At 72.7% G+C, this 25,393-nt stretch carries 24 protein-coding genes; 9 read left to right on the top strand and 15 right to left on the bottom strand.

Features of this window, described 5'->3' with window-relative positions; all coding sequences use genetic code 11:
• Positions 1-14: 14 nt before the first annotated feature.
• Both AC57BS_RS15205 and AC57BS_RS15200 read right to left on the bottom strand, forming a co-directional pair.
• A complete protein-coding gene (locus AC57BS_RS15205; protein WP_496412271.1) occupies positions 15-938 on the bottom strand; it encodes an L-lactate dehydrogenase in 924 nt (307 codons plus the stop codon).
• Between the two features lie 3 nt (positions 939-941).
• Positions 942-2,786, bottom strand: coding sequence for a flavin-containing monooxygenase (locus AC57BS_RS15200; protein WP_496412270.1), 1,845 nt, complete (start codon positions 2,784-2,786; stop codon positions 942-944).
• 105 nt (positions 2,787-2,891) lie between these two features.
• Between AC57BS_RS15200 and AC57BS_RS15195 the strand changes: the two genes are divergently transcribed.
• Complete coding sequence (locus tag AC57BS_RS15195; protein WP_496412269.1) at positions 2,892-4,121, top strand: GAF domain-containing protein; 1,230 nt, start codon at positions 2,892-2,894, stop codon at positions 4,119-4,121.
• Here the strand turns inward: AC57BS_RS15195 and guaB are convergent.
• Positions 4,106-5,617: an IMP dehydrogenase gene (gene guaB, locus AC57BS_RS15190; RefSeq protein ID WP_496412268.1), complete on the bottom strand. Its 1,512-nt coding sequence runs from the start codon at positions 5,615-5,617 to the stop codon at positions 4,106-4,108. The genes AC57BS_RS15195 and guaB overlap by 16 nt on opposite strands.
• 118 nt (positions 5,618-5,735) lie before the next feature.
• Between guaB and AC57BS_RS15185 the strand changes: the two genes are divergently transcribed.
• A complete protein-coding gene (locus AC57BS_RS15185; protein ID WP_496412267.1) occupies positions 5,736-6,257 on the top strand; it encodes a SigE family RNA polymerase sigma factor in 522 nt (173 codons plus the stop codon).
• Positions 6,251-7,621 carry a TolB-like translocation protein gene (locus tag AC57BS_RS15180; protein ID WP_496412266.1) on the top strand — a complete coding sequence of 457 codons (1,371 nt, stop codon included), beginning with the start codon at positions 6,251-6,253 and terminating at the stop codon, positions 7,619-7,621. Before AC57BS_RS15185 ends, AC57BS_RS15180 begins: the two co-directional genes overlap by 7 nt.
• Before the next feature lie 9 nt (positions 7,622-7,630).
• On the opposite strand, the gene AC57BS_RS15175 is transcribed toward AC57BS_RS15180, so the two are convergent.
• The 3 genes from AC57BS_RS15175 to groES all read right to left on the bottom strand — a co-directional run bounded on the left by AC57BS_RS15175 (position 7,631) and on the right by groES (position 10,665).
• Entirely contained in the window at positions 7,631-8,500 is an 870-nt protein-coding gene (locus AC57BS_RS15175) for a GNAT family N-acetyltransferase (RefSeq protein WP_496412265.1), read from the bottom strand.
• 163 nt (positions 8,501-8,663) lie between these two features.
• Positions 8,664-10,286: a chaperonin GroEL gene (groL, locus tag AC57BS_RS15170; RefSeq protein ID WP_496412264.1), complete on the bottom strand. Its 1,623-nt coding sequence runs from the start codon at positions 10,284-10,286 to the stop codon at positions 8,664-8,666.
• Between the two features lie 85 nt (positions 10,287-10,371).
• A complete protein-coding gene (groES, locus tag AC57BS_RS15165; protein WP_129455534.1) occupies positions 10,372-10,665 on the bottom strand; it encodes a co-chaperone GroES in 294 nt (97 codons plus the stop codon).
• A 255-nt stretch (positions 10,666-10,920) separates the two neighbouring features.
• Here groES and AC57BS_RS15160 point away from each other — a divergent pair, with 255 nt between their 5' ends.
• Positions 10,921-12,096, top strand: coding sequence for a class I SAM-dependent methyltransferase (locus AC57BS_RS15160; RefSeq protein WP_496412263.1), 1,176 nt, complete (start codon positions 10,921-10,923; stop codon positions 12,094-12,096).
• 12 nt (positions 12,097-12,108) lie between these two features.
• Here AC57BS_RS15160 and AC57BS_RS15155 read toward each other — a convergent pair whose 3' ends face one another.
• Positions 12,109-13,902 (bottom strand): glycoside hydrolase family 3 protein, encoded by a 1,794-nt coding sequence (locus AC57BS_RS15155; protein WP_496412262.1) that lies wholly within the window; start codon positions 13,900-13,902, stop codon positions 12,109-12,111.
• 322 nt (positions 13,903-14,224) lie between these two features.
• On the opposite strand from AC57BS_RS15155, the gene AC57BS_RS15150 reads away from it, so the two are divergent.
• The gene (locus tag AC57BS_RS15150) at positions 14,225-14,854 is read left to right on the top strand and encodes a helix-turn-helix domain-containing protein (RefSeq protein WP_496412261.1); all 630 of its coding nucleotides are present in this window, start codon (positions 14,225-14,227) and stop codon (positions 14,852-14,854) included.
• Positions 14,855-14,860: 6 nt separating this feature from the next.
• Here AC57BS_RS15150 and AC57BS_RS15145 read toward each other — a convergent pair whose 3' ends face one another.
• The gene (locus tag AC57BS_RS15145; RefSeq protein ID WP_496412260.1) at positions 14,861-15,481 is read right to left on the bottom strand and encodes an MBL fold metallo-hydrolase; all 621 of its coding nucleotides are present in this window, start codon (positions 15,479-15,481) and stop codon (positions 14,861-14,863) included.
• The gene (locus AC57BS_RS15140; protein ID WP_496412259.1) at positions 15,481-16,611 is read right to left on the bottom strand and encodes an S-(hydroxymethyl)mycothiol dehydrogenase; all 1,131 of its coding nucleotides are present in this window, start codon (positions 16,609-16,611) and stop codon (positions 15,481-15,483) included. Before AC57BS_RS15140 ends, AC57BS_RS15145 begins: the two co-directional genes overlap by 1 nt.
• Before the next feature lie 126 nt (positions 16,612-16,737).
• Between AC57BS_RS15140 and AC57BS_RS15135 the strand changes: the two genes are divergently transcribed.
• Together AC57BS_RS15135 and AC57BS_RS15130 are read left to right on the top strand one after the other, a co-directional pair.
• Positions 16,738-17,310 (top strand): SigE family RNA polymerase sigma factor, encoded by a 573-nt coding sequence (locus AC57BS_RS15135; RefSeq protein ID WP_496412258.1) that lies wholly within the window; start codon positions 16,738-16,740, stop codon positions 17,308-17,310.
• On the top strand, positions 17,307-18,518 hold the full coding sequence (locus AC57BS_RS15130) for a hypothetical protein (RefSeq protein WP_496412257.1): 1,212 nt from the start codon (positions 17,307-17,309) through the stop codon (positions 18,516-18,518). Before AC57BS_RS15135 ends, AC57BS_RS15130 begins: the two co-directional genes overlap by 4 nt.
• Here AC57BS_RS15130 and AC57BS_RS15125 read toward each other — a convergent pair.
• Positions 18,515-19,129 carry a hypothetical protein gene (locus tag AC57BS_RS15125; RefSeq protein WP_496412256.1) on the bottom strand — a complete coding sequence of 205 codons (615 nt, stop codon included), beginning with the start codon at positions 19,127-19,129 and terminating at the stop codon, positions 18,515-18,517. The genes AC57BS_RS15130 and AC57BS_RS15125 overlap by 4 nt on opposite strands.
• Positions 19,130-19,223: 94 nt before the next feature.
• Here AC57BS_RS15125 and AC57BS_RS15120 point away from each other — a divergent pair, with 94 nt between their 5' ends.
• Positions 19,224-19,634, top strand: coding sequence for a hypothetical protein (locus AC57BS_RS15120; RefSeq protein WP_496412255.1), 411 nt, complete (start codon positions 19,224-19,226; stop codon positions 19,632-19,634).
• Between the two features lie 4 nt (positions 19,635-19,638).
• Positions 19,639-21,087 carry a hypothetical protein gene (locus tag AC57BS_RS15115; RefSeq protein WP_496412254.1) on the top strand — a complete coding sequence of 483 codons (1,449 nt, stop codon included), beginning with the start codon at positions 19,639-19,641 and terminating at the stop codon, positions 21,085-21,087.
• Positions 21,088-21,179: 92 nt separating this feature from the next.
• On the opposite strand, the gene AC57BS_RS15110 is transcribed toward AC57BS_RS15115, so the two are convergent.
• From AC57BS_RS15110 to alr, 5 genes are read right to left on the bottom strand one after another with little or no spacing between them, the layout of a single operon-like run.
• Positions 21,180-21,635, bottom strand: a complete 456-nt coding sequence (locus AC57BS_RS15110; RefSeq protein ID WP_496412253.1) for a GNAT family N-acetyltransferase — start codon at positions 21,633-21,635, stop codon at positions 21,180-21,182.
• Positions 21,632-22,270 carry a tRNA (adenosine(37)-N6)-threonylcarbamoyltransferase complex dimerization subunit type 1 TsaB gene (tsaB, locus tag AC57BS_RS15105; protein ID WP_496412252.1) on the bottom strand — a complete coding sequence of 213 codons (639 nt, stop codon included), beginning with the start codon at positions 22,268-22,270 and terminating at the stop codon, positions 21,632-21,634. The genes AC57BS_RS15110 and tsaB overlap by 4 nt, the downstream gene beginning before the upstream one ends.
• Positions 22,271-22,280: 10 nt before the next feature.
• The gene (tsaE, locus tag AC57BS_RS15100; RefSeq protein WP_496412251.1) at positions 22,281-23,171 is read right to left on the bottom strand and encodes a tRNA (adenosine(37)-N6)-threonylcarbamoyltransferase complex ATPase subunit type 1 TsaE; all 891 of its coding nucleotides are present in this window, start codon (positions 23,169-23,171) and stop codon (positions 22,281-22,283) included.
• Complete coding sequence (locus AC57BS_RS15095) at positions 23,168-24,232, bottom strand: alpha/beta fold hydrolase (RefSeq protein ID WP_496412250.1); 1,065 nt, start codon at positions 24,230-24,232, stop codon at positions 23,168-23,170. Before AC57BS_RS15095 ends, tsaE begins: the two co-directional genes overlap by 4 nt.
• Complete coding sequence (alr, locus tag AC57BS_RS15090; RefSeq protein WP_496412249.1) at positions 24,229-25,392, bottom strand: alanine racemase; 1,164 nt, start codon at positions 25,390-25,392, stop codon at positions 24,229-24,231. Before alr ends, AC57BS_RS15095 begins: the two co-directional genes overlap by 4 nt.
• Between the last annotated feature and the right edge of the window lies 1 nt (position 25,393).

The raw sequence follows: 25,393 nt of genomic DNA, 5'->3' as shown, positions 1-25,393 counted from the left end.
CTAACGGCGTCGGGTCAGAAGCCGAGGTCGCGGGCGGTGGCGCGGATGCGGTCGGCGCTCGTGCGCAGCCCGGCGAGCTCGCTGTCGCTCATCGGGACCTCCAGGCGACGCTCCGCGCCACCGGCGCCCACGACGGTCGGGACGGACAGGCACACGTCGCCGATGCCGTGGTAGTCGGTGAGCAGCGTGGACACCGGCAGCACGCGCTTCTCGTCGCGCAGGACCGCCTCGATGATCCGGCCGGCCGAGACGCCGATGGCGTAGTTGGTGGCTCCCTTGCCCTTGATGATCTCGTAGGCCGCGCCGACGACCTCGGCGGCCATGGCGTCGCGGTCGGCCTCGCTCACGAGCTCGGTGACCGGTACGCCGCCGATGCTCGCGCTGCTCCAGAGCGGGATCTCGCTGTCGCCGTGCTCGCCGACGACGTACGCGTGGACGTTCTGCACCGCCACCCCGCAGCGCGCCGCGACCAGCCCGCGCAGCCGGGCCGAGTCGAGCACCGTGCCCGAGCCGAAGAGCTGCTCGGTGCCGAGCCCGGTGAGCTTCTGCGCGGCGTAGGTGACGACGTCGACGGGGTTGGTGACCATCACGAACCGCGCGTCCGGTGCGGCCTCGACGAGAGCCGGCATGAGCGTGCGGAGCATGCTCGTCGTCGAGGCCGCGAGGTCGAGGCGGGACTGGCCGGGCTGCTGCTTGGCCCCGGCGGTCACCGCGACCACCCGGGCGCCCTCGCACACCGACACGTCGGTGGACGCCTCCACGTGCGCGGTCGGCAGGAACTGCAGCCCCTGGCGGAGGTCGAGCTCCTCGGCGCGCACCTTGTCGGCGTCGACGTCGTGGAGCGCGACCGTGGTCGCGACGCCACGCACCAGGCAGGCGTAGGCGAGCGTGGAGCCGACGGCGCCGGCACCGACGATGGCGATCTTCGCGGAGGTCATGCCTCAGCCTAGGTGGTGCACCTCCTGCAGCCCGTGGACCGGCGTCTCGATCCCCTCGTGGCGCGCCTTGAGCTGGAGCGCGAGGTAGAGCGAGTAGTGCCGCGACTGGTGCAGGTTGCCGCCGTGCATCCAGAGGTTGTCGACCTGGGTGGGCTTCCACATGTTGCGCTGCTCGCCCTCCCACGGCCCGGGGTCCTTGGTGGTGTCCGAGCCCAGGCCCCAGCACTTGCCGAGGCGGTCGGCGGTCTCCTGGTCGATCAGGTCCGCGACCCACCCGTTCATGGAGTTGTAGCCGGTGGCGAAGACCACCACGTCGGCCGGCAGCTCGGTGCCGTCCTCCAGCACCACCGCGTCCTCGGTCAGGTGGGTCACCTGGCCGTGGGCCAGCTTCACCTCGCCGTTCGCCACCAGCTCAGCGGCGCCGACGTCGATGTAGTAGCCCGAGCCGCGCCGGAGGTACTTCATGAACAGCCCCGACCCGTCGTCACCCCAGTCGTGCCGGAAGCCGGCCCGCTCCAGCCGCTCGTAGAAGTCCTTGTCCTTCTCGGCCATCGCCTCGTAGGCGGGGATCTGGAACGTGTGCAGGATCCGGTAGGGCAGCGAGGCGAAGATCAGGTCCGCCTTCTCCGTCGTGACCCCGGCGGCCAGTGCCCGCTCGGAGTAGAGGTCGCCGAGCCCGATCTCCATCAGGCTGTCGCTCTTGACGATGTGCGTCGAGGAGCGCTGGACCATGGTGACGTCCGCGTCGTGCTCCCACAGCGCCCCGCAGATGTCGAACGCGGAGTTGTTGCTCCCGATCACGACGGCCCTCTTGCCGGCGTACGCGTCGGGGCCCGGGTGCGCGGACGAGTGGTGCACGTCGCCGCGGAACACGTCCGTGCCCGGGATCTCGGGCATCCTCGGCTTGCCGCTCATGCCGGTGGCGAAGACCAGCTGCGTCGGGCGCAGCGTCAGCGGCCTGCCCTCGCGCTCGACCTCGACGGTCCACGCCCCCGTCTCCTCCGACCGGGTGGCGCTGGTGGCCACCGTGCTCGACCAGTAGGGCACCTCCATGACCTTCACGTAGGACTCGAGCCAGTCGCCGATCTTGTCCTTGGGCGCGAAGACCGGCCAGTTGTCGGGGAACTTCAGGTACGGCAGGTGGTCGTACCAGACGGGGTCGTGCAGGCAGAGCGACTTGTAGCGGTTGCGCCACTGGTCGCCGGGGCGCGGGTGCTTGTCGATGACCAGGCTGGGTACGCCGAGCTGGCGCAGCCGCGAGCCGAGGGCGATGCCGCCCTGGCCGCCGCCGATGACCAGGACGTACGGCTGGGTCGTGCTGCCGAGGCTCTCGGCCTCCGCCTGCCGCTGCTCCTTCCAGGTCACCCGTTCCTTGGTGGCGCCGTGCTGGGTGCCCATCGGGCGGTGCGTGCCGCGGGGCTCCTCGTGCCCCTTCAGCTCGTAGAGGGCGGTGAGCAGCGTCCACGCCCGGTCCTCTCCGTCCTCCTGCGTCAGCCGCAGCAGGCCGTTGCCGCGGCCGACGGCGGTCTCGAAGCCGATCCACGCGGTCACCACGCCGTCAGCCTCGTCCGGCGGTTCGGTGGTGGCGAACCCGGCAGGGGCGACGCGGCTCCCGACGCCGGCGATGAGGTCCGCCACCTCGTCGCGGCCCTCGACGGTCTTGATGTTCCAGGTGAAGGCCACCAGGTCGCGCCAGTAGCAGTCGGTCGCGAACAGGGCCGCCCCCGCTTGCGCGTCGCCGGCGGCGACGGCCGCCTCGAAGCGGGCGAGCCACGCATCGACGCGCGCCTGCGGGTCGGTCTCGGTGCCCGAGGTGGTGTCGGTCCCGGGATCCAGGGTCTGGGTCATCGTCTCTCCTTCGCCTACGCTGGTGTGACCGAGCACACACCTCCCACGCCGGGCGGCGACAGGGTTGCGAGACGTTGCAGCCGCTCGGGCCGGAGGGACCCACGCATGAGTGATCGCGACCTGCACCGCAGCCGGGAGGCGGCGATGTCCGGCGCCGCGCGAGCGCCGGGCGCACGTACGGAGATCGCCGCGTCGTGGCGCCGCGTCGCCGCCGCCGGGCTCGACCCGGGTGCGGGTGCCGAGGTCCCGCCGCTGGCCGAGTCCGAGCTCGAACGACGACGCGCTGCGAGCGGGCTGGCCGACTTCGTCCCGCGGCTGGCGGAGTCCTTGGCGCCGGTGGTCGACGCCGGGCAGCTGGTCGTGGTCGCCGACGCCGAGGGCCGGGTGCTGTGGCGCCTGGGCAGCAGCGCCGTACGCCGTCTCGCCGACGACCTCGGCTTCGTCGGCGGCTCCGCGTGGACCGAGGCCAACGTCGGCACCAACGCCATCGGCACCGCGCTCGTGCTCGGCTCCGCGGTGCACGTGCAGGGGCCGGAGCACTTCGTCGAGTCGCACACCCGGTGGGGGTGTGCGGCGGCACCGCTGGTCGACCCCTGGACGGGTCGCACCCTGGGCGTGCTCGACGTCAGCGGTCCGAGCCGCGGCATGCACCCCGCGGAGCTGGCGCTGGTGCAGCTCGCCGCGCAGATGACCTCCTCCGAGCTGGTCGCCCGCCACCGCGCCGACCTCGACCGGCTGCGGGCCCGCGCCGCCCCGCTGCTCGCGGGGCTCACGGGCGATGCACTCGCCATCGACCACGCCGGACACCTGGCCGCCTCCATCGGCAGCCACAGCCCCGACCGGGTAGCGCTCCCCGACCGCCTGGGTGCCGGCCGCGTGTGGCTCCCCCTGCTGGGGCACGCGACCGCGGAGCCGCTCGACGGCGGCTGGCTGCTGCGCCTCGAGGACGGCGAGACCGCCGACCCCTCGACCACCGCGCTGGTGCTCGACCTGGACGGCGACCCGCGCCTTCGTGTCAGCGGGCCGAGCGGCTCGTGGTCGCGCGCGCTGTCGCCGCGGCACGCAGAGATCCTGCTGTCCCTCCTGGCCGCCGGTCCCGACGGGCGGACGGCCACCCAGCTCTCGGAGGACCTGTTCGACGACCCGAGCCGCACCGTGACCGTCCGCGCCGAGATGTCGCGCCTGCGGCGCCTGGCCGGCAGCCTGCTGCTGTCCGGCCCCTACCGGCTGGCGACCGGACCCGGGACGGAGGTGCGTGGCAACCGCTCGTCCGCGCTGCCACGGTCCTCCGCGCCGGTCGTACGACGCTGGCGCGAGGCTCAGGACCCGCTGTAGTTGGGGGCCTCGACGGTCATCTGCACGCCGTGCGGGTGGCTCTCCTTGAGCGAGGCCGACGTGATCCGGACGAAGCGGCCCTTGTCCTGCAGCTCGGGGATGGTGCGCGCCCCGACGTAGAACATCGACTGGTTGAGGCCACCGACGAGCTGGTGTGCGACCGCGGACAGCGGCCCGCGGTAGGCGACCTGGCCCTCGATGCCCTCGGGCACGATCTTGTCGTCGCTGGCGACCTCGGCCTGGAAGTAGCGGTCCTTGGAGTAGGACTTCTTGCCGCGGCTGCTCATCGCGCCGAGCGAGCCCATCCCACGGTAGGACTTGAACTGCTTGCCGTTGACGAAGACGACGTCGCCCGGCGACTCCTCGCAGCCGGCGAGCATCGAGCCGACCATGACCGCGTCGGCGCCGGCGACGAGCGCCTTGGCGATCTCCCCGGAGTGCTTCATGCCGCCGTCGGCGATCAGCGGGACGCCGGCGGGCTTGGTCGCGAGCGAGGCCTCGTAGACGGCCGTCACCTGCGGCACGCCCACGCCGGTCACGACGCGGGTGGTGCAGATCGAGCCGGGGCCGACCCCGACCTTGACGGCGTCGGCGCCCGCGTCGACGAACGCCTGGGCGCCCTCGCGGGTCGCGACGTTGCCGCCGATGACCTGCACGTGCCTGGTCGCGGGGTCGGACTTGAGCCGGCGGACCATGTCGAGGAGCAGGTGGACGTGGCCGTGGGCGGTGTCGGCGACGAGCACGTCGACCCCGGCCTCGACCAGCGTGGTCGCGCGCTCCCAGGCGTCACCGAAGTAGCCGATGGCCGCACCGACGAGCAGCCGGCCGTCGGCGTCGTACGACGCGTGCGGGAACTGCTCGCCCTTGACGAAGTCCTTCACGGTGATCAGGCCGCTGAGCCGGCCCTCGGCGTCGACGAGCGGGAGCCGCTCGCGCTTGTGGGCGCGCAGCAGGGAGGTCGCCTCGTCGCGCGAGATCCCGACGTGGCCGGTGATGAGTCCCTCCCGGGTCATCACCTCGTCGACCTTGGTCGTCGCCCACTCCGCGACCGGGGTGAACCGGAGGTCACGGTTGGTGATGATGCCGAGCAGGTGGTTGTCGACGTCGACGACGGGCAGGCCGGAGACGCGGTACTCGCCGCACAGCCGGTCGAGCTCCTCGAGGGTCGCGTCGGGGCCGATCGTGACGGGGTTGGAGATGATCCCGGTCTGGGTGCGCTTGACCAGGTCGACCTGGCGGGCCTGGTCCTCGATGGAGAGGTTGCGGTGCAGCACGCCGATGCCGCCCTCGCGGGCCATCGCGATCGCCATCCGGGCCTCGGTGACGGTGTCCATCGCGGCGCTGATCAGCGGCACGCGGATCGAGATCTCGCGGGTCAGGCGGGTGGTGGTGTCGATGTCGCTGGGCGCGAGGTCCGACTCCCCCGGCAGCAGCAGCACGTCGTCGTAGGTGAGGCCGAGCGCAGCGAACTTCTCCGGGATCTCCACGGCGCACATTCTACGGTGCCGCGGCGGGGCGCCCGGCCCGGGTGACCCGGGATGGTCGAGGATTCCCGGGACGTGCGTGCAACCTCCGGGCCGCGTCACTGCGTTCAGACGGACATGGAGCAGAACAGTGCGTGACGAGGCGGCGTTCGTGGAGTTCGCCGCGTCGTCGCGCGCCCACCTCCGGCGCACCGCGTACCTGATGTGCGGCGACTGGGAGCGGGCCTCGGACTTCGTCCAGGAGGGGCTGATCCGGGTGTACGTCCGGTGGCCGCGGTTGGAGCGCAACGGCGGCGAGCTCGCCTATGCCCGCAAGGCCGTGGTGAGCGCGTGCCTCGACCACGCCCGGCGTCGGTCCAGCACCGAGCGGCCGCAGGAGGCCGACCACACGAGGGCCAGCGGCGAGGACGTCGCCACCGCCGTGGCCACCCGCGAGGCGCTGATGTCCACCCTGGCCGACCTGCCGCCGCGGCAGCGCGCGTGCGTGGTGCTGCGGTACTTCGAGGACCTCTCGGTCGCGGAGACGGCGGCCCTGCTGGGGTGCACCGAGGGCACGGTGAAGAGCCAGACCTCCCGTGCGCTGTTCTCGCTCCGGTCCGTGTTGAGCGACTCGCCGACCAGCGAGCAGTCCGAGGGAGCGGTGTCATGGTGAACGAGCTGCGCGAGCTGATGAGCGAGGCGTCGGCGCGCCCGCCCCAGGACCACAGTGACCTCGGCGCCGTCCTCGGCGCAGGCCGCCGCCGGGTGCGGATCCGCCGCGTCGCGATCGTCGGGGGTACGTCGCTGGCGGCGGGTGCGATCGCACTCGGGGCGCTCGCCTGGGTCAACCCCTCCCCCGCCGACCTCGCCGCGGCGGGGGTGCCCCGACCCGAGGGTCCCACGGTCCGCCTCGCCGAGGCCACGCCGGCGGTCGAGGGCCAGGACTACCGCGAGCTGGCCTCGCACACCAACGACGACCTCGACGCCGACAACGGACAGTACTTCGACGGGGTCACCGACGACGGCCTCGTCCTGTTCCGGGACGGTCCGCGCTCCACCCAGCTCTACCCGCGCTTCGCGCTCATGGACCCCGCGACCGGCGAGAAGGACTGGCTGACGGAGGCGCGTGACATCGGCCAGAGCCAGCTGTGGGCCGTCGAGCTCAGCGAGCAGCGGCTCGTTCTCGTCAGCCCCGGCGAGCCGGTGCAGTCCGGTGGCGACCTGGCGATGGCCCTGACGGCAGACGTCTACGACCGTGCGAGGGGCACCTGGGACACGTTGCGCTGGACCGGCCTCCCCGCGACCGACGGGCCGTGGGGCGCCCGGGTCGGTCCGGACGGGCGCCTCTACGTCCCCGTGCTCGCGACCCGGGGCGAGGTCCCGGAGGGCGGCTGGCCGATGGGCCCCGACGGCGAGGCCGACGACGCCGGCGCCGAGGGCGACACCTACGACCTGTGGTCGGTGTCGCTCACCGACCAGCGCGACGTGCGCGACGAGGGCCTGCGGGCGGGCTCCTTCGACTTCACCGACGACGCGCTGGTGTGGACCGACTCGCAGAACGGCGACGCCGGACGGGTGCACGTGCGCGACCTGGTGACCGGCGAGGAGACCTCCTTCGACCCCGCCCTCGGGGAGCGCTGCAACCTCCTCGGCTTCAGCGCGGACGGTGATCGCATCGCCATGTCGCAGTACTGCGGCACCTACGAGGGCGGCGTGCGCGACGACCGCGTCCAGGTCGTCACGACGGAGGGCGACCAGGTCATGACCGTGCAGGACAACGGCGTCGAGGGCGGCCAGCTGGTCGCGGGCGGGGACTACCTGACCGTGACCGCGTACGACAGGGCGACGGGAGGCACCTACCTCTACGACTTCGAGGAGGGACGGTTGCTGCGGCTGAGCGATGGCATGTCGAGCTGGAGCGTGGCCGTCGGCCCGACCCCGGGCGACCAGTTCATGTGGACCACGCCCGCCGGCGGCAGGGTCGAGCTGTTCGGCCGCAGCGGGGCGACCGCTCACCTCGGCGAGATCATCCGCTGACGCCGCCCGTCACACCGTGGCGAGCCTCCGCACCGGGATCCGCACGGTGAGGTCGTCGCTGCCCATCCGGATCCGTCCGCGCAGGCCTGTGCCGAGGACGAGCGGCAGCACGGCCGGGTTGTCCGCCGCGGTACGCAGGACGATCTCGTGGGCCTCGGAGCGCCGCGCCGCTCGCGCCGTCTCCAGGAGCAGTCGCGACCCGATCCTGCGGCGCCGCCAGGCCGGGTCGACCGACAGCTCGACGTGCCAGGCGTGCTCGGCGTCGACCTCCCAGGCGGCCTGGCCGACGACGACGCCCGCGACGACGGCACACACCTCCCCCTCTCGGACCTCGATGACCGGCTCCTCGTCGAGGGACAGGTCCTTCGGCTCGGGCGCCGCCGAGGCCGCCGAGGCGGCGAGCACGTCCGCGACGAGCTCGGCGAGCGCCCTGCCGCGGGCGTGCTCAGCGGCGGTGAACGGCGCCGTACGCCGCAGCTGGACGACGACGTCGCCGATCTCGAGGTCCATGCCGTCCATCACCGGCGAGAGCCCCGCACCGTCCGGGTCGGCCTCGGCGTCGAAGAGCTGGGCCACGACGTCGGGGAAGGTCGCCGGCTCGGCGAGGATGCTCCGCGCCGCCAGCACGTAGCGGGTGGGCTGGTCGGCCAGCGCGGCCTCGGTGCACGGGAGCACGCTCACGCGCGTGCCGCCGGAGCGCTCGACCAGGTCGGCGAGGTCGGCGAGCTCCCAGTCGTCGGGCGTACGGAGGACGAGCTCGTCGGTCACCCGGTCCACGCCGGGGAAGACCTGGAGCCCCAGGATGTTCACGCCCGCGGAGCCGCAGGCGGTGGTCAGCCCGGCCAGGGCACCGGGCCGGTCGTCCAGGGTCGTGCGCACTCTCCACAGCATGTCGCCCATGGTGCCCGGGCGATGTTTCGGGAGGTGGTGCGAGGTGTGACGCGCACGTCAACACCGCGGCCTGAAATGGCGACGGCCCGCCCCGCCCCCGCCGAGTGGCGGAGTGCGGAGCGGGCCGTACGTGCTCGTGGAGCGGCCGGGGTCAGTGACCGTGGCCGTGCCCGTGGCCACCGGCAGCGGCCGGCTCCTCGTCCTCGGGCTTCTCGACGATGAGGGTCTCCGTCGTGAGCAGCATCGCGGCGATGGACGTCGCGTTGACGAGCGCGGAGCGGGTGACCTTGACCGGGTCGAGGACACCCTGGGCGACCAGGTCGCCGTACTCGTCGGTGGCTGCGTTGTAGCCGTTGCCGACACCGAGCTCACGGACCTTGGAGGTCACGACGTAGCCGTTGACGCCGCCGTTCTCGGCGATCCAGCGCAGCGGCTCGTCGCACGCCTTGCGGACCACGCGGACACCGGCGGCCTCGTCACCGGTCAGGCCGAGGTTGCCCTCGAGCACCGACACGGCGTGGATGAGCGCGGAGCCACCGCCGGGGACGATGCCCTCCTCGATCGCGGCGCGCGTCGCGGAGACGGCGTCCTCGATGCGGTGCTTCTTCTCCTTCAGCTCCACCTCGGTGGCGGCGCCGACCTTGATCACGCAGACACCGCCGGCGAGCTTGGCGAGGCGCTCCTGGAGCTTCTCGCGGTCCCAGTCGGAATCGGTGTTCTCGATCTCGGCCTTGAGCTGGTTGACGCGGCCCTCGACGGCGGTGGCGTCGCCGGCGCCGTCGACGATGGTCGTGTTGTCCTTGGTGATGACCACGCGACGCGCCTGGCCGAGGACCTCGAGGCCCACCTGGTCGAGCTTGAGGCCGACCTCGGGGGCGACGACCTGGCCGCCGGTCAGGACGGCGATGTCCTGCATCATCGCCTTGCGGCGGTCACCGAACGCCGGGCTCTTCACCGCGGCGACGTTGAAGGTGCCGCGGATCTTGTTGACGACCAGGGTCGAGAGCGCCTCACCCTCGACGTCCTCGGCGAGGATGAAGAGCGGCTTGCCGGTCGCGATGACCTTCTCGAGCACCGGGAGCAGCTCCTGGATCGAGGAGATCTTGCCCTGGTGGAGGAGGATGTAGGGGTCGTCGAGGACGGTCTCCATCGACTCCGGGTCGGTGACGAAGTAGGCCGAGATGTAGCCCTTGTCGAACTGCATGCCCTCGGTGAACTCGAGCTCGGTGCCCATGGTGTTGGACTCCTCGACCGTGATCACGCCGTCCTTGCCGACCTTGTCGAAGGCCTGGGCGAGCAGGTCGCCGATGTGGCTGTCGCGGCTGGAGATCGTGGCGACGGACGCCATGTCCTCGCGGGTCTCGACCTCGCGCGCGGCCTCGCGCAGCGCGTCGCCGACGGCCTCCGCCGCGGCGTCCATGCCCCGCTTGAGACCCATCGGGTTGGCACCGGCCGCGACGGCGCGCAGGCCCTCGTGGACCATGGCCTGGGCGAGCACGGTGGCGGTGGTGGTGCCGTCACCGGCGATGTCGTTGGTCTTGGTGGCCACCTCCTTGGTGAGCTGGGCACCGAGGTTCTCGAACGGGTCGTCTAGCTCGATCTCGCGAGCGACGGTCACCCCGTCGTTGGTGATGGTGGGCGCGCCCCACTTCTTGTCGAGGACGACGTAGCGGCCCTTGGGGCCGAGCGTCACCTTGACGGCGTTGGCGAGGGCGTCGACGCCGCGCTCGAGCGCGCGGCGGGCGTTCTCGTCGAACTCCAGGATCTTGGGCATCTGGGTGTGCTCCTAGGAAGGGTTGATCAGGACCTGACGTGCACGGATCCCGGCCGGCGCTGGGCCGGCCGGGATGCCAGGTGCGTCAGGAGACGACCGCGAGGATGTCGCGGGCGGAGAGGATCAGGTACTCCTGGCCGGAGTACTTGACCTCGGTGCCGCCGTACTTGCTGTAGATGACCTTGTCGCCCACCGCGACGTCGAGCGGGACGCGGTTGCCGTTGTCGTCGATGCGACCGGGACCGATCGCCACGACCTCGCCCTCCTGGGGCTTCTCCTTGGCGGTGTCCGGGATGACCAGGCCGGAGGCGGTGGTCTGCTCGGCTTCGAGCGTCTGGACGACGATGCGGTCCTCGAGGGGCTTGATGTTGACCGACACTTCGGATCAACCTCCACTTTCTCTGCACGAGATTCTTCAGGAGCCCGGATCGATGTGACCCGGGGCTCCCAGGACGTGGGCTCGCGATCCGGGCGGCACGCCGTCGCGGGGGTCGTGCCAGGCTCACGAGCGTTGGCGCTCTCGGGTCGAGAGTGCCAGAACAGACGCTAGCACTCTGACCAACCGAGTGCTAGCCGGACCCGGCACCGGTCCGCACCGCCCACGCTGCGCCGGCCCGCCTGACAGGATGCCGACGTGGAGATCGAGACGCTGGACTGGCTGCGGACGTCCGAAGGCGGTCGCCTGCTCGTCCACGCGACCCAGGCCTGGGCGGACCACGCCGGCGACCCGGTGCGCGTCGCCTCGGTCGTACGCCGCCTCGAGCCCGACGCCGAGAAGGCCGCCGCGGCCACCACCCAGGCGCAGCTGCGCGCGAAGGGCGTGGCCAAGTTCGGCGAGGCCGCCCACCAGATGTTCTTCACCCCCGACGCGCTCGAGCAGGCCACGCGGACGCGGGTCGCCGACCACCGGGCGGCCCGGCTGGCCGCGGCGATCCCCGGAGGCAGCGTCGTGGACCTCGGCTGCGGCATCGGCGGCGACCTGATCGCCTTCGCCCGGGCCGGGCTCGTCGCGGCCGGGATCGACCTCGACCCGGTCCGCGCGGCGATGGCACGGGCCAACCTCGAGGCCCTTGGCCTCGCCGGCGCGGTCCAGGCAGGTGACGCCACCACCGTCGACCCGAGCGGGTTCGACGCCGCCTTCGCCGATCCGGCCCGCCGCGGCGGTCGGGGCCGTGTCTTCGACGTGGAGGGGTGGGCGCCGCCATGGCAATGGGTGCTCGACCTGCTCCAGCGGCGTGCCCTCGTCAAGGTGGCTCCGGGCATCGGCCACGACCTCGTGCCTCCCGGCGCGGAGGCCGAGTGGGTCAGCGACGGAGGCGAGGTCAAGGAGGCCGTCATCTGGTCGCCCGGCCTCTCGACCACCGACCGGCGCGCCACCGTGATCGGAGAGCGCGGGCTCGCCACCCTCACCGGCGAGGACGACCCGGGCGCAGACGTGCGCGCGGTCGGGGCGTACCTCTACGAGCCGGACGGCGCGGTGGTGCGCGCCGGGCTGGTGACGGCGGTGGCCGCCGGGGTCGACGGCGGGCTGGTCGACGAGCACATCGCCTACGTCACCAGCGACGCCTCGTTCCGTACGCCCTTCGCCCGCGGCTACCGCGTGGTCGAGCAGCTGCCCTACCGCGAGAAGCCGCTGCGCGCAGCGCTGCACGAGCGCGGGATCGGCCGCCTGACGATCAAGAAGCGCGGCGTGCAGGTCGTCCCGGAGGAGCTGCGCAAGCGCCTCGCCCTCCGCGGCGAGAACGAGGCGACGCTCGTGCTGACGCGGGTCGCCGGGCAGGGCACGGCACTGCTGGTCGAGCCGTTCTGACCCGGCCTGCACCTAGCAGCCGGGGCGCGCCACCCCGGCGACCTTGACCGGGAGCCGGCCCGGGGCGGTCGCCCGGCCCTGGAGCACCTCGACCAGGACGGCCATCGCCGCCGGCGTGTCACCGAAGGTGGCGATCCGCGTGGGCGCGCTGACCCTGCCGAGCACCCACGGGGCGTCGGTGGCGACGGCGACCTGGCCGTCGACCGGGGCGTCGCGGAAGCCTGTGAAGCCGATGGCCGTCCCGGCTGCGAGCCGGGCGTCCTCCCGCGCGGTCCAGGCCGCGAGCCGGCGTACGCGTCTGGCCTCCGCCTGCTGCCACTCCCGCGTGCGCTTCTTGAAGGCGCGCTTGCCCTCCTTCTTCCGTCGCTCCGGCTTCGGCTTCGCATCGGCGAGCCGTGACGGCGGCGACTGCCGCAACAGCACCGTCATCCCGGCGCCGCGAGCGGCCGCCGCGAACACGGCGACGGCACCTGGGTCGCCGTACGGGTGCACGGTGTCGCCCGTCAGGCGACCCGAGCACGCTCCGTCGGTCACCGTCACGGCGGCAGCCGACAGGGCACGCGACGCGGCGGCGGGCGCACTCGCTGGCTCCTGCCGCTCGTCTGCCAGGTGGGTCAGCAACGCGATCTGCCGGGCCGCGGCCTGCTCCAGACGACGGCGCGGCAGCGCCCCCGACCGAACCGCGCGGACCAGCGCGGCACGCGCGACGGCCGGTGACGGCGGCATCAGGAGGACGTCGGATCCGGCCCGCATCGCCTGCACGGCCGTACGTCGCGGGTCACGGCCACGGGTGACCGCGGCCATCTCCAGCGAGTCGGTCACCACCAGGCCACCGAAGCCGAGCTCGTCACGCAGCATCCCCGTCGTCACCTTGCGCGACAAGGACGACGGCACCCGCGGGTCGACGGCCCGGACGTCGATGTGCCCGACCATGACCGCGGGCACCCCCGCCTCGACGGCCGCGCGGAACGGGACCAGGTCCGTCGCCTCGAGCTGGGCCGACGTCTTGGTCTGCACCGGCAGCGTCAGGTGGCTGTCGGCGGGCACCGATCCGTGCCCCGGGAAGTGCTTGACGACGGGCATGACGCCCGCCCCCCCGAAACCGGCGGCCGCCGCGACCACGTGGTCGGCCGCGTCGGCCGGCCGGGAGGAGGCCGAACGCGAGCCGATGGTGGGATCGCCGGGCCCGGAGGTCACGTCCGCGTCGGGGGCGAAGTCGACGGTGAACCCGAGTCGGCGCAGCTCGGCGCCGCTCGCGGCGTACGCCTGCTCGGTGAGGGCGACATCCCCCGCTGCGCCGGCGCTCATGAACGTCGGGAACCTCGTCGCCGCGCCGCGCAGGCGCTCGACCACCCCGCCCTCCTGGTCGACGCCGAGGAACAGCGGCCACTTCCGTCGCACCTGGCGTGTCAGCGTGGTGTTCACGCGGGCGACCTGGGCGGCCGACGCGACGTTGGACGAGAAGGCGATGACACCGCCGAGGTGCAGCTCGCGCACCATCCGCACCGGCGCGTCGGTCCCCTGCCAGTCGGCGACGATGACCTGACCGGCGAGGTCCGGCAGCCGCATGCGGCCCACGATCCGCGCGGCGCGGTCCAGCTCGGACCGGTCCGGTCCCCAGCCCTCCACGAGACCGAGCTCCTCCGACGGCGTCGGCGGGACGGTCGGCGTACTGGTGGGCTCGCCGGCCGCGCCGGCGTCCCCCGTTCCCCGGTCCGGACCCTCGTCGCCGCTCCCGCTCTCGCACGCGCTCAGCGACGCGACCAGCGCGAGCGTCGTCAGGAAGGAGATCGACCGCGCACGCATCCCGTCATGGTGGCACGGGTGCCGATGTCGATCCGTCGTCGGTCACCGGCCATGTCGGTCGGGGCGCTCCCAGCCGCACCAGCCGCTGTCACCGACGACTACACCTCGGCGGCTCGACGTCCGCCGCCTGCTCCCCACCGCCCCGCGCGCCCCGCCCGCGCCCTAGCGACTGAGTCGCTCAGAGACTCAATCGCGAGGGCGCGCGACGACCCCTCGACACGGGACCGCGATCCGAACAACACGTCAGCCTGTGGAGAACCCCTTCCGAGTGTCGGTGCGCGCGGGTGTGATGCAGGGACACACACCGACGTAGGGGGCAGACATGGAGACGGAGTTCGACTGGCAGCAGATGAAGGACTGGACCCCCGAGGAGGTGGAGTGGTACGCGATGGGGCCGTTCGACGGCGGGATCCCGGGGACCGTACGCCGCCGGCGGGTGCTCGACGTGTCGCAGCGCGGCCTCGCCGCGATCCTGGGCGTGTCCCAGTCCGTCGTGGCTCGCTGGGAGACGGGCCGGACGAGTCCGCGGGCGTCGGTGCTGCAGCACCTGCTGCGCCTCGCGGGCCTCGGGAGCCGGATCCACGACGTGGAGACGGGCGAGGAGGTCGAGCCGATGCGCGACGACGGGGCGCGCGACCGCGGGGGGCGCCGCTTCCCTGCGCACGTCGACCTGTCCGTCGCCGGCTGGTGGCGACCGCGCGGCGTGGAGTCCACCGCCGACATCCTGTGGTGGCGTCGGCACTCCCGCCGGAGGCGCGCGCCGAGGGTCGTCTTCCACACCTCGTTGCGGCGCCTCTACCGACTCCTCGACGGGACCCCGGTGGACCACCCCTCGCACGAGCAGCTCGTGGCGGAGGCGGTCCACCTCGACGAGCTCAGGGAGCAGCGCCGGCGGCGCATCCTCGAGGAGCGGCCGTGGTTCCGGCCGCCTCCCGGCTGGCTGACGGCCTGAGCGGCGTCAGAGGTTCTCCCGCTCGGCCCCGATCGTGGTGTCGGGGCCGTGGCCGGTGTGCACGACCGTCTCGTCGGGCAGGTCGAGCAGGCGTCGGCGGATCGAGTCCTTGATGAGGTCGGCGTCGCTGTACGAACGGCCCGTGGCGCCCGGTCCGCCCTCGAAGAGGGTGTCACCGGTGAAGACGCAGCCGAGGTCGTGGACATAGAGGCACACGGCGCCCGGAGCGTGGCCGGGCGTGTGGATGACCGTGACCGCGGCACCCCCGATCGTCAGCGTCTGCCCGTCGGTGAGGTCCACGTCCCACAGCTCGGCGCCCTCCTCGTCCCCTCCGTGGGTGAGCTCCCACAGCGGCCGGTCGTCAGGGTGGAGCAGGATCGGTGCGCCGGTGCGCCGACGCAGCTCGGGCGCGACCCGTACGTGGTCGTCGTGGGCGTGGGTGCACACGATCGCCTTCACCGCCCGGCCGGCGACCACCTCGAGGATCGCGTCCACGTCGTGGGGGGCATCGATGACCAGGCACTGCTCGTCGTCACCGACCACCCACACGTTGTTGTCGACGTCGTGCGTCTCGCCGTCGAGCGAGAAGGTCCCGGAGACGACGGCGTGGTCCACGCGCGCGGCCATCAGAGGACCACCACGGACCGGAGCACGCTCTGCCCGTCGGGGGCCCCGTGCATCTTCTCGAACGCTGCCTCGACGTCGCCGATGCCGATCTCCTCGGTCACGAAGGCGTCGAGGTCCAGCCGACCCTGCTGGTAGAGGTCGACGAGCATCGGGAAGTCGCGCGAGGGCAGGCAGTCGCCGTACCAGGAGGACTTGAGGGACCCGCCGCGCCCGAAGACGTCGATGAGCGGGATGTCGGGGACCTTCATGTCCGGGGTCGGCACACCGACCAGCACGACCGTGCCGGCCAGGTCACGGGCGTAGAAGGCCTGCTTCCACGTCTCGGGACGACCGACCGCGTCGATGACCACGTCCGCGCCGCCCTCGTGGCCGGTGCCGTCCGGCGGCGGGGTCAGCTCGCGGATCGCGGCGACGGCGTCGACCTGGGAGGAGTTCACGGTGTGGGTCGCGCCGAGCTTCTTCGCGGTCTCGAGCTTCCGGTCCTCGATGTCGACCGCGATGATCTTCGCCGCGCCGGCCAGCGCGGCACCGGCGATCGCGGCCGCACCGACGCCGCCGCAGCCGATCACGGCGACCGTGGACCCGCGACCGACGTTGCCGGTGTTGATCGCGGCACCGAGACCGGCCATCACGCCGCACCCGAGCAGGCCGACGGCGGCCGGTCGGGCAGACGGGTCGACCTTGGTGCACTGCCCCGCCGCGACCAGGGTCTTCTCGGCGAACGCGCCGATACCCAGAGCCGGCGACAGCTCCGTGCCGGCAAGGTCACCCTCGGCGAGCGTCATCTTCTGGGTGGCGTTGTGGGTGGCGAAGCAGTACCACGGCTCGCCCCGGTTGCAGGCGCGGCACTCACCACACACCGCGCGCCAGTTGAGGACGACGAAGTCCCCCGGCTCGACGCCGGTCACGTCGGGACCGACCGACTCCACGACCCCTGCGGCCTCGTGGCCGAGGAGGAAGGGGAAGTCGTCGTTGATCCCGCCCTCGCGGTAGTGCAGGTCGGTGTGGCACACCCCGCACGCCTGCACCTCCACCACCACCTCGCCCGGACCCGGGTCGGGGACGTTGATGGTGGTGAGCTGCACCGGCTCACCCTTGGCGAGCGCGACGACGGCCTTGACCTGCTGCATGCGTGTTCCTCCTACGACGTGGATGACACGACCCTCCCAAACGGATGCAACCTTCGTCGACCGGGTCGCGTCCTCACCCCGACACGCCACAGCACGGAACACACGAGATCGAGCAGGAGGTGCAGGGTGACCGCGACACTCGTCGACATGGGAGCGCACGACCGGCGAGCCGAGAAGGACGCAGACTTCTCGGCGTACATGTCCGCGCGCCAGGCCGCCCTCTACCGGACGGCGTACCTGCTCGCCGGTGACCACGCGACGGCTGAGGACCTGCTCCAGAACGCCTTCGCCAAGCTCTACCTGTCGTGGGACAAGGTCCGCGATCGTGAGGCCCTCGACGGCTACGTCCGCCGGATCATGGTCAACGAGAACAACTCGCTGTGGCGACGGGCCTGGAAGCGCAGGGAGCACTCGACCGACACGATGCCGGAGACCGGCACCGTCGACACCTACGACGACGGCATGGGCGGCGCGCTCTGGTCGTTCGTCCAGACGCTGCCGCCCAAGCAGCGGTCGGTGATCGTGCTGCGCTACTACGAGCAGCTCAGCGAGGCCGAGATCGCCGACACCCTCGGCATCTCCGTCGGGACCGTGAAGTCCCAGGCCAGCCGCGCGCTCGCGGGCCTGCGCGCGCGGGCACCCCACTCCCTCAATCCACATGGGCTCGACCCCCACGAGTCCGGAGACGATGCGCGATGAACACCACTCCCCTCGAGGACCAGGTCCACGACGCCCTGCACCGCACGGCCGATCCGCTCGAGCGCAGGCCGTTCACGGTCGGCGACGTGCGGACGCGCGCCCGCCGCATCCAGCGTCGCCGCGCCGCGGTGGCCGGCGCCGCCGTGGCGGCGATGGTGGCCGTCGCCGTGCCGATCGGGCTCAGCACGGTCGGGCCCTCCCAGCGCAGCGAGGTCCCTCCCGCCACCCAGCCGCCGTCCCCCACGGTCACCGGCACCGTCCGCATCGACCCGCGCAGCGCCGAGGTGGTCGACTCGGTCGGCGTCCCGTTGGTCGACGTCGACAGCCCCAGCCTCATCACTCCCGAGCGCACGATCGAGCTGCCGAAGGCCTACGACACGGTCACGCCCTACCGGGACGGCTGGATGGCCGTCGCCAACGACGAGGGCAGCTACACCCTGGAGGTCCTCGACGCCGATCTCGAGGTGGTCGACCAGGTCGGGCCCACCGGCGGCGTCGTGGTGAGCCCGGACGGCAGCCGCGTCGCGTGGTCGGAGTACGACGACGTTCAGTGGCGGGTCAAGATCGCCGAGGTCGCCGGCGGCCCGATCTCGACCTACCTCGAGTTCCCGCCGAGCCCGCGGGAGCACCGGGTCGCACCGATCGGGTTCGTGTCGGACGTGGAGGTCGCCGCGACGCAGACCCACGGCGACGGCACCACCTCGACCTTCATCGCCGACGGCGACACCCCCACCGCGCTGCCCGGCCCGGTCAACGCGCGGTCGTCGTCACCGGTCGCCGGCGTGGTCGCCGCCTTCATCAGCTCGGACATCGAGGGCTCGTGCTCCGCCGTCATCGACGGTACGTCGCCCAGCGGCGCAGTGGCGTGGGAGACGTGCGACTACGCACTCGACCACTTCAGCCCCGATGGTCAGCACGTCGTCGGCACGGTCGCGTCCGGTGGCGAGTACGGCTCACCGACGCTGGCGGTCCTCGACGCGACGACCGGCGAGGTGGTCGTCGACTTCGAGCTGGTGCTGCCCCGCCGCCAGGTCGGCGGCGTCAACGAGACCAACGTCCTCTGGGAGGACGACGACCACCTGGTCGCACGGGTCTGGCAAAGTGGCGCGGGCAGCGTGATCGTGCGCCTGGGGTTGGACGGCACAGTGCAGCGGCTCGGCATCGAGAGCGCCGGAGAGTCCGGGCTCTCCATGGCCGAGGTCCGCTAGTCCAGATCGGTCTTGAACGAGGCGAGGAGGCTGGCGATGACCTCCTCGCCCTCCTCGGGCGTCAGGCTCCAGGGGTCGCCCTGGTAGATCGCGACGTTGATCAGCCACGCGCTGTCGAGGAACATCACCCCGTAGTAGTGCGACTCCTCGTTGTCGTCGCGGGTGTCGATCACGTGCCACGCGTTGTACTTGCCACCGACGACCACGTTGTCCTGGCGCTCCATCACCTTCGGACCGCCGTGGTCGCGGATCCACTCCCTGGCGAAGCCGTCGAGCGACTTCCCGAGGGTCAGGTTGGGCGACAGCGTGAGTGCGCTCTTCTCGTCGTTGTAGCCCTGGACGATGCCGTAGTCGCTGACCCGCTTGTACGACCTGAGCGCGCGCATCGACGCCCCCGGCACCTTCACCACCTTGCCGTCGGCCGGCTCGACGACCGGCGTGCTGGGCACCGGCACCGGTGTCGGGGTCGTGGAGGTCGGCGGCGTCCCGGTGGTGGGCTCCTGCGCCGACTCCCCGGAGGAGGAGGACTGGCAGCCGGCCGTGACGGCCAGGGCGCCCACCGCGACGACCGTCGAGAGCGCGCGACGAGGACGAGCTGCCCGAGAAGTCATGCGGCGACCCTAGCCGCGGGGGACGATGGTGACGGACCCAGATCAGCCACCTAAGGTTGGTTTCGGTTCTGTGACCAGGGGGAAAGGACAGACCATGCTGCCGCTCGAAGACCGCGAACTGCTCAACCAGACGATGCTGGGGCTCAACATCGACCCCGAGACCATCTCGTCGCTGCTGGTCTCGTTCGACAAGGCCGCCACCGGCCTGGAGAACGATCCGATCGCCGCCGTGCACCAGACGTCGTTCGGCGACTCCTTCACCGGTGGCTACCGCCTCGCCACCAACGTGCAGATGGCCCACGACGCCGTCGGCGAGGAGCTCAACCGGATGATCGCGGGCCTGCGCGAGCTGGGTGCCTCGGTCCAGCAGTTCAGCAACGACGTGCAGCAGACCACCGAGCAGAGCGTGGCCACGGCCGCCCGGATCGAGGTCGCCGCCGACTGCGTCGCCGCGCCCGACTTCTCCTCCAGCCAGTGCACGCTGCCGACCGAGAACCAGGACTGACGCCGTGACCAAGGGACCCAACCGGATCAACCTCGACAGCTACCTCGACAGTGCCCTCGGCGGGCACGTGCAGGTCGTGGGCCGCGACTGGAAGCGCAAGGCGCAGGACCTCCAGACGCTGAGCGACGCCCTCAAGCTCGCCGCCGCACAGGCCGAGCTCCGCATCGGCGAGCAGACCCTCATGGGTCCGGCCCTGCGAGCCGGCATGGAGAAGTCCTCCACGTCGATGTCCGAGAAGGCCGACACGCTCCGCACCGCCGGCGAGGCCCTCGTCACCGTCGGGCAGCAGATCAACGACACCAAGGACGCCCGCGACGCGATGGCCGACCTCGGCGCCAAGCCGGCGGCCTACCAGGCCCCCGCCGGCACGCCCGGCGTGGAGCCGACCCCCGAGGAGCTCCAGGCCCAGGCCCAGGCCGCCCAGGCCCGCCAGAACGAGCGCAACGCCTGGCAGACGCAGTACGACCGGCAGGAGGCCAGGTCGCTCGCGCTCACCCGGGAGCTCGACGCCGCCTTCCTCGGCGCCATCCCGCCGATGAAGGAGATCCACGGGCAGGACGACCCCACCGAGCCGACCAACGACGTCCCCTCCGGTCCCGGCGGGCCCTACCTGCCCGGCACCCAGGCCCCGCCGACCACGGGCGGCGGTGCCGGGGGCGGCAACAAGAACGCCCAGGGCTTCTACGTCGACAGCTGGACCCCGTCCGGCACCCAAGTCACCACGACCACCACGACCACCACCAACCCGCCCCAGCCGATCACCACCCCTCCGATCACCCACCCGACCTACCCCACGCAGCCGATCTCGGTGCCCACGGTCCCGACCGAGACGACCACGGTGGGCGGCAGCCAGCAGAGCGGCGTGACCTACCAGGGTCCGCAGGTCTCGACCCCGACCTCGTCGGGCGGCGCTGGTGGCGCGGGCGGTGCCGGCGGCATGAACGCAGCCGCCTTCGGCGCTGCGGGCGCGGCCGGCAGCGCGAGCGGCATGATGGGTGGCGGACGGGCGGCCTCCGCCTCGGCCGGCAGCGCGCCCACCCGCCCGATCGGTGCGACCGGTCGCAGCGGCAGCGCCGGCGCGCTCTCCCGTACGCCCGCCGCCTCGAGCGGCTCGGCAGCCGCGCGCAGCGGCACGGCCGGCAGCCCGACGTCTCGCGGCGCGGCCGGTTCGGCCGGTTCGGCTGGCGCACGCGGTGCGGCCGGCACCGCTGGATCGGCCGGCGGGCGCGGCGGTGCCGGGTCGGCCGGCGGTCGCGGTGCGGCGACCGGCTCGACCGCCGGTTCCCGTTCGGGCGGGCGTGGTGCGAGCGGTGCGCGCAGCGCAGGCGTCGGTGGTGCGTCCGGTCGCGGCGGCCGCAAGGGCGACCGCGACGAGGCACAGAAGCGCGACAGCCTGGTCTACGACCAGGACTGGCTCGGCGACGACGACGTCGCCCCCGGCGTCCTCGACTGAGCCACGCCTCGTCGGGTGTTCGAAGATGCAGGTCCCCGCTCTCGGGCGGGGACCTTCGTCGTCCGGAGGGTGGTCGCTGTGCCGAGGTGGCGTCAGTCGTGCGCGGTGGCGGTCTGCGCCCGCGCCGCACCTGGCAGCCAGCGGCACATCACCAGCGCCTCGGACCCGTCGCGGTAGTAGTGCGGGCGCACGTCGATGACGCTGAACTGGCGCGCGACGTAGAAGCCGAGCGCCGCCGCGTTGGTCACGCTCACCTCGAGCAGCATCCGCGACGCGTCGTCGGTCCCGACCAGCAGCTCGTCGAGCAGGGCCGAGGCCACCCCGGAGCGGCGGGCGTCGGGGCGTACGCCGATGCGCAGCAGGTCGACGATGTCACCGGCCGACATCGTCACGCCGTAGCCGGAGAGGTCGTCGGTCACGACGAACGTGCGGCCAGGGCCCTCGATCTCCTGCCGGATCAGCTCCTCGCTCCACGCGTCGGCCCCGAACAGCTCCTGCTCGAGCACGGCGAGGGCCGGGATGTCGGCCGGCGCGGCGGGTCGGATCACGAGACGGGCTTTCTGGGTGCGCCGGCGACCGCGTCGGGGCGTCGCAGGTAGAGGGGCTCGGGGTCCAGCAATTCTACGAGCTCGGAGCCGACGCCGGCGGCGAGCCAGCCCGCACCCGGGCGTACGGGGGCGATCGCGTGCGGGAACGCGTCGGGGTAGAGCTCCGGTCCGGCACCCGCGACCGGGACGTCGGTGGCGACGTCGGCAGGCTTGGTGACCACGGGGCCCTCCAGCCGACGGCCGTCGGCGTCGTAGGAGGCGAGGTAGACCTCCTTGCGCCGTGCGTCGGTGGCCACGAGGAAGCTGCCCGGGGTCGCACCGCTGGCGACCACCTCGAGGGCGATCGCGTCGAGCGAGCACACGCCGTAGACCGGGACGTCGAGCACGAAGCCGAGGGTCCGCGCCGTCACGACGCCGACGCGCAGGCCGGTGAAGGGGCCGGGGCCGACCCCGACCGCGATGGCGGTGAGGTCCTGGCGCACGAGGCCGGCCTCTTCGAGCGACCGGGCGATGAGCGGGGCGAGGTGCTCGCCGTGCTTCATCGGCTGGTCGGAGGAGAGCTCGACGACCACCCGCTCGCCGTCGTGGAGGGCGACGGAGACCAGCTGGGTCGCGGTGTCGAAGGCGAGGAGCACGGCGACGAGGTTACTGGCCGACGATCCAGCGGAGCGAAACCCGGCGCGGATCGAGCTCGTCGTCGTCCGGCACGGCACCCACGGCGCGGTCGATGACGACCTCGAGCCGCGAGTCGGCCAGGCCCTCGGCCAGCCCGGCGCCCCACTCCACGACGGTCACCGCAGAGTCGAGCGAGGTGTCGAGGTCGAGGTCGTCGAGCTCCTCGAGCGAGCCGAGGCGATAGGCGTCGACGTGCACGAGTGCGGGTCCGTCGCCGAGCGAGGGGTGCACCCGGGCGATCACGAAGGTCGGCGACGCGATCTGGCCCCGGACCTGCAGGCCGGCCCCGAGGCCCTGGCTGAAGGTCGTCTTGCCGGCCCCGAGCTCGCCGGTGAGCACGACCAGGTCGCCGGCGACGAGGCTGGCGCCGACGCGCGCGCCGAGGCCCCGCATCGTGTCGGCATCAGGGACGTCGAAGGTGCTGCCCAGCCAGCGGGCGAGCTCGACGTAGGGGCTGCGCTGGCCGGTGACGACGAAGTCCTGGGCCTCCCAGAAGGCGACGGTGTCGGGCAGCTCCTCGCGTGCGACCACCCGTACGGCCGACCGGCCGGTCGCCGCCTCGACGGCCGCCTCCACGAGGGCGGTCGCCACGCCCCTGCCCTGAGCGGCCGGGGTGACGCCGAAGCGACGCAGCACCATGCCGTCGGCGTCGGGGTCGAGCACCACGCAGCCGACAGGCTCGTCGTCGAGCGTGGCGAGCAGGCCGCCGCGTCGCGCGAGCAGTCGCCGGATCGAGGCGAGGTCCTCGCCCAGGGCGTCGGCGGGCGGGTCGAGGACGGGACGCGACCCGAACGCCTCCTGCACCACGGCCAGGACCTCCGCTGCCGCCTCGGGACCGACGCGGCGTACGTCCACGCTCATCGTGCCTCCTGCCCCAGGGCGAGCGAGATCAGGTCGTCGAGCTCGGCGGTCACCTGCTTGTGGCGCTCGAGCAGCACCATGTGGCCCGCGCCCTCGCACTCGAGCAGGCTGGAGCCGGGGATCCGGCTGTGCAGCTTGCGGCTGTGGCCGACCGAGGTGATCTTGTCCTCGGAACCGCAGATGATCGCCGTGGGCACCCGGCCCAGCGGCTCGAGGTGGTCGAAGTGGTCGAGCGTCGCGAACGCCGGGTAGAAGTCGGCGACCACCGCGAACGGCGTCGCGTTGAGCATCGAGTAGACGAACTCGACGTGCGAGGCGGGCACGTCGTCGCCGAAGGCGTAGAGGTCGGTGACCACGTCGGCCGCCGCGTGCCCCCACGAGCGGGCGAGGTCGACGACGCGGTGACCGCGGTCGAGGGTGCGTACGACCCGCCCGACGAACCGGCCGCCGAGCCCCAGCGGCACCATCGGGAACAGGATGCGCCCGGGGTCGAGGCCACCGGCGGTGGTGGAGATCAGGGCGGCGCCGACGACCTTGTCGCCGAAGAGGTCGGGGTGCTGCTCGGCGAGCGAGATCACGCTCATGCCGCCCATCGAGTGACCGACGACCACGCAGCGGCCGGGCACGGTGTGCTCGATGACGCGCCGCAGGTCGTGGCCGAGCTGCTCGACGGTGCAGTGGTCCTCGTCGGACCGCGCGGACCGGCCGTGGCTGCGCTGGTCGTAGAAGACGGTGCGCACGTGACCGCGGTAGGCGGCGCGCTGGAAGTGCCAGCAGTCGAGGTTGAGCGAGTAGCCGTGGACGAAGACGACGGTCAGGTCGTCGTCGGTGGCGGGACGACCGCCGAAGTCGGCCGGTTCGTCGATCTCGACGTGCAGGTCGACGGCGTCGTCGGCGACCACCACGCGCGGTGCGCTGTGCAGCTCGCCGAACGCCACGTCCTCCCCGGCGGCGCGGTTGCTGATGATGCGGTTCTGCCGGGCGATGCCGACCGCGCCGGCAGCGGCAGCCAGTCCGGCTGCGCCCACGACGGTGCCGAAGATGCGGCCCTTGATGCTCAACGCACGGTCCCTTCGCTCGCCCCGTCAGGGGCGTCGGTGTCGATGTGGCGCCGGACGAACCGACCGCCGATGCGGGTCACGATCTCGTAGCTGATGGTGCCCACTGCGTCGGCCCAGTCCTGCGCGGTCGGCTCGCCGAGGTCGCCCGGGCCGAACAGGACCACCTCGGTGCCGGGCGGCGGCAGCTCGCCGTGCAGGTCGACCACGACCTGGTCCATGCAGACGCGTCCGCGGATCGGGCGCAGCGAGTCCTCGACCCACACCGAGGCCGCGTTGCCGGCGGCGCGCGGGACCCCGTCGCCGTAGCCGGCGGGCACGAGGCCGACGGTGGTGTCGTCCGTGGCGTGCCAGGTGTGCCCGTAGGAGACGCCGTCACCGGCCGCGATCGCCTTGCTCATCACGAGCCGGGCGCGCGCGGTCATCGCCGGACGCAGGCCGATCCGCGGGCTGGTGCCGGGGGCCGGGTCGAGGCCGTACGTCGCGATGCCGCAGCGCACGAGGTCGAAGTGCGACGACGGGCGCAGGAGCGTCGCCGCCGAGTTGGCCAGGTGGGTCACCTCGGGGTCGAGACCGGCGGACGCGGCCAGCGCGAGCGCGTCGCGGAAGGCGGCCTCCTGGGCGTCGTTGGCGGGGTGGGCGGGCTCGTCGCTGGCGGCGAAGTGAGACCAGATGCCCGTCACGGTGATCCGGCCCTCGCGCTCGAAGTCGCTCGCGCGGGCGAACAGGTCGTGCCACTCCTCCCGTGCGGCCCCGCCGCGCGACAACCCGGTGTCGACCTTGATCTGCACCCGGGCGCCACCGACGGCGGCGATCTCCTCGAGCTCGTCGGCGCTGTAGGCGGTGAGCTCGACGCCCGCAGCGACGGCCGACGCGAAGTCGTCGCCCGGAGCGCTGAGCCAGCAGAGCAGGTGCCCGCGGTCCCCGGCGGCCCGCAGGGCCAGCGCCTCGTCGATCGTCGCGACGCCGAGCCAGTCGGCACCACCATCACGGGCGGCACCCGCGACCTCGACCATGCCGTGTCCGTAGCCGTCGGCCTTGACGACCGCCATCAGCGCGACGGGGCCGTCGACGGAGACGAGGTCCTTGAGGATCCGTACGTTGTGCCGCACGGCGGCGAGGTCCACCACTATTTCGGCGCGCGGCGGCACGGGATCGCTCATG

Source organism: Nocardioides sp. BGA-UO-ETr-FS32 (assembly GCF_059567905.1).
This window is presented reverse-complemented; position numbering and strand designations above follow the sequence as displayed.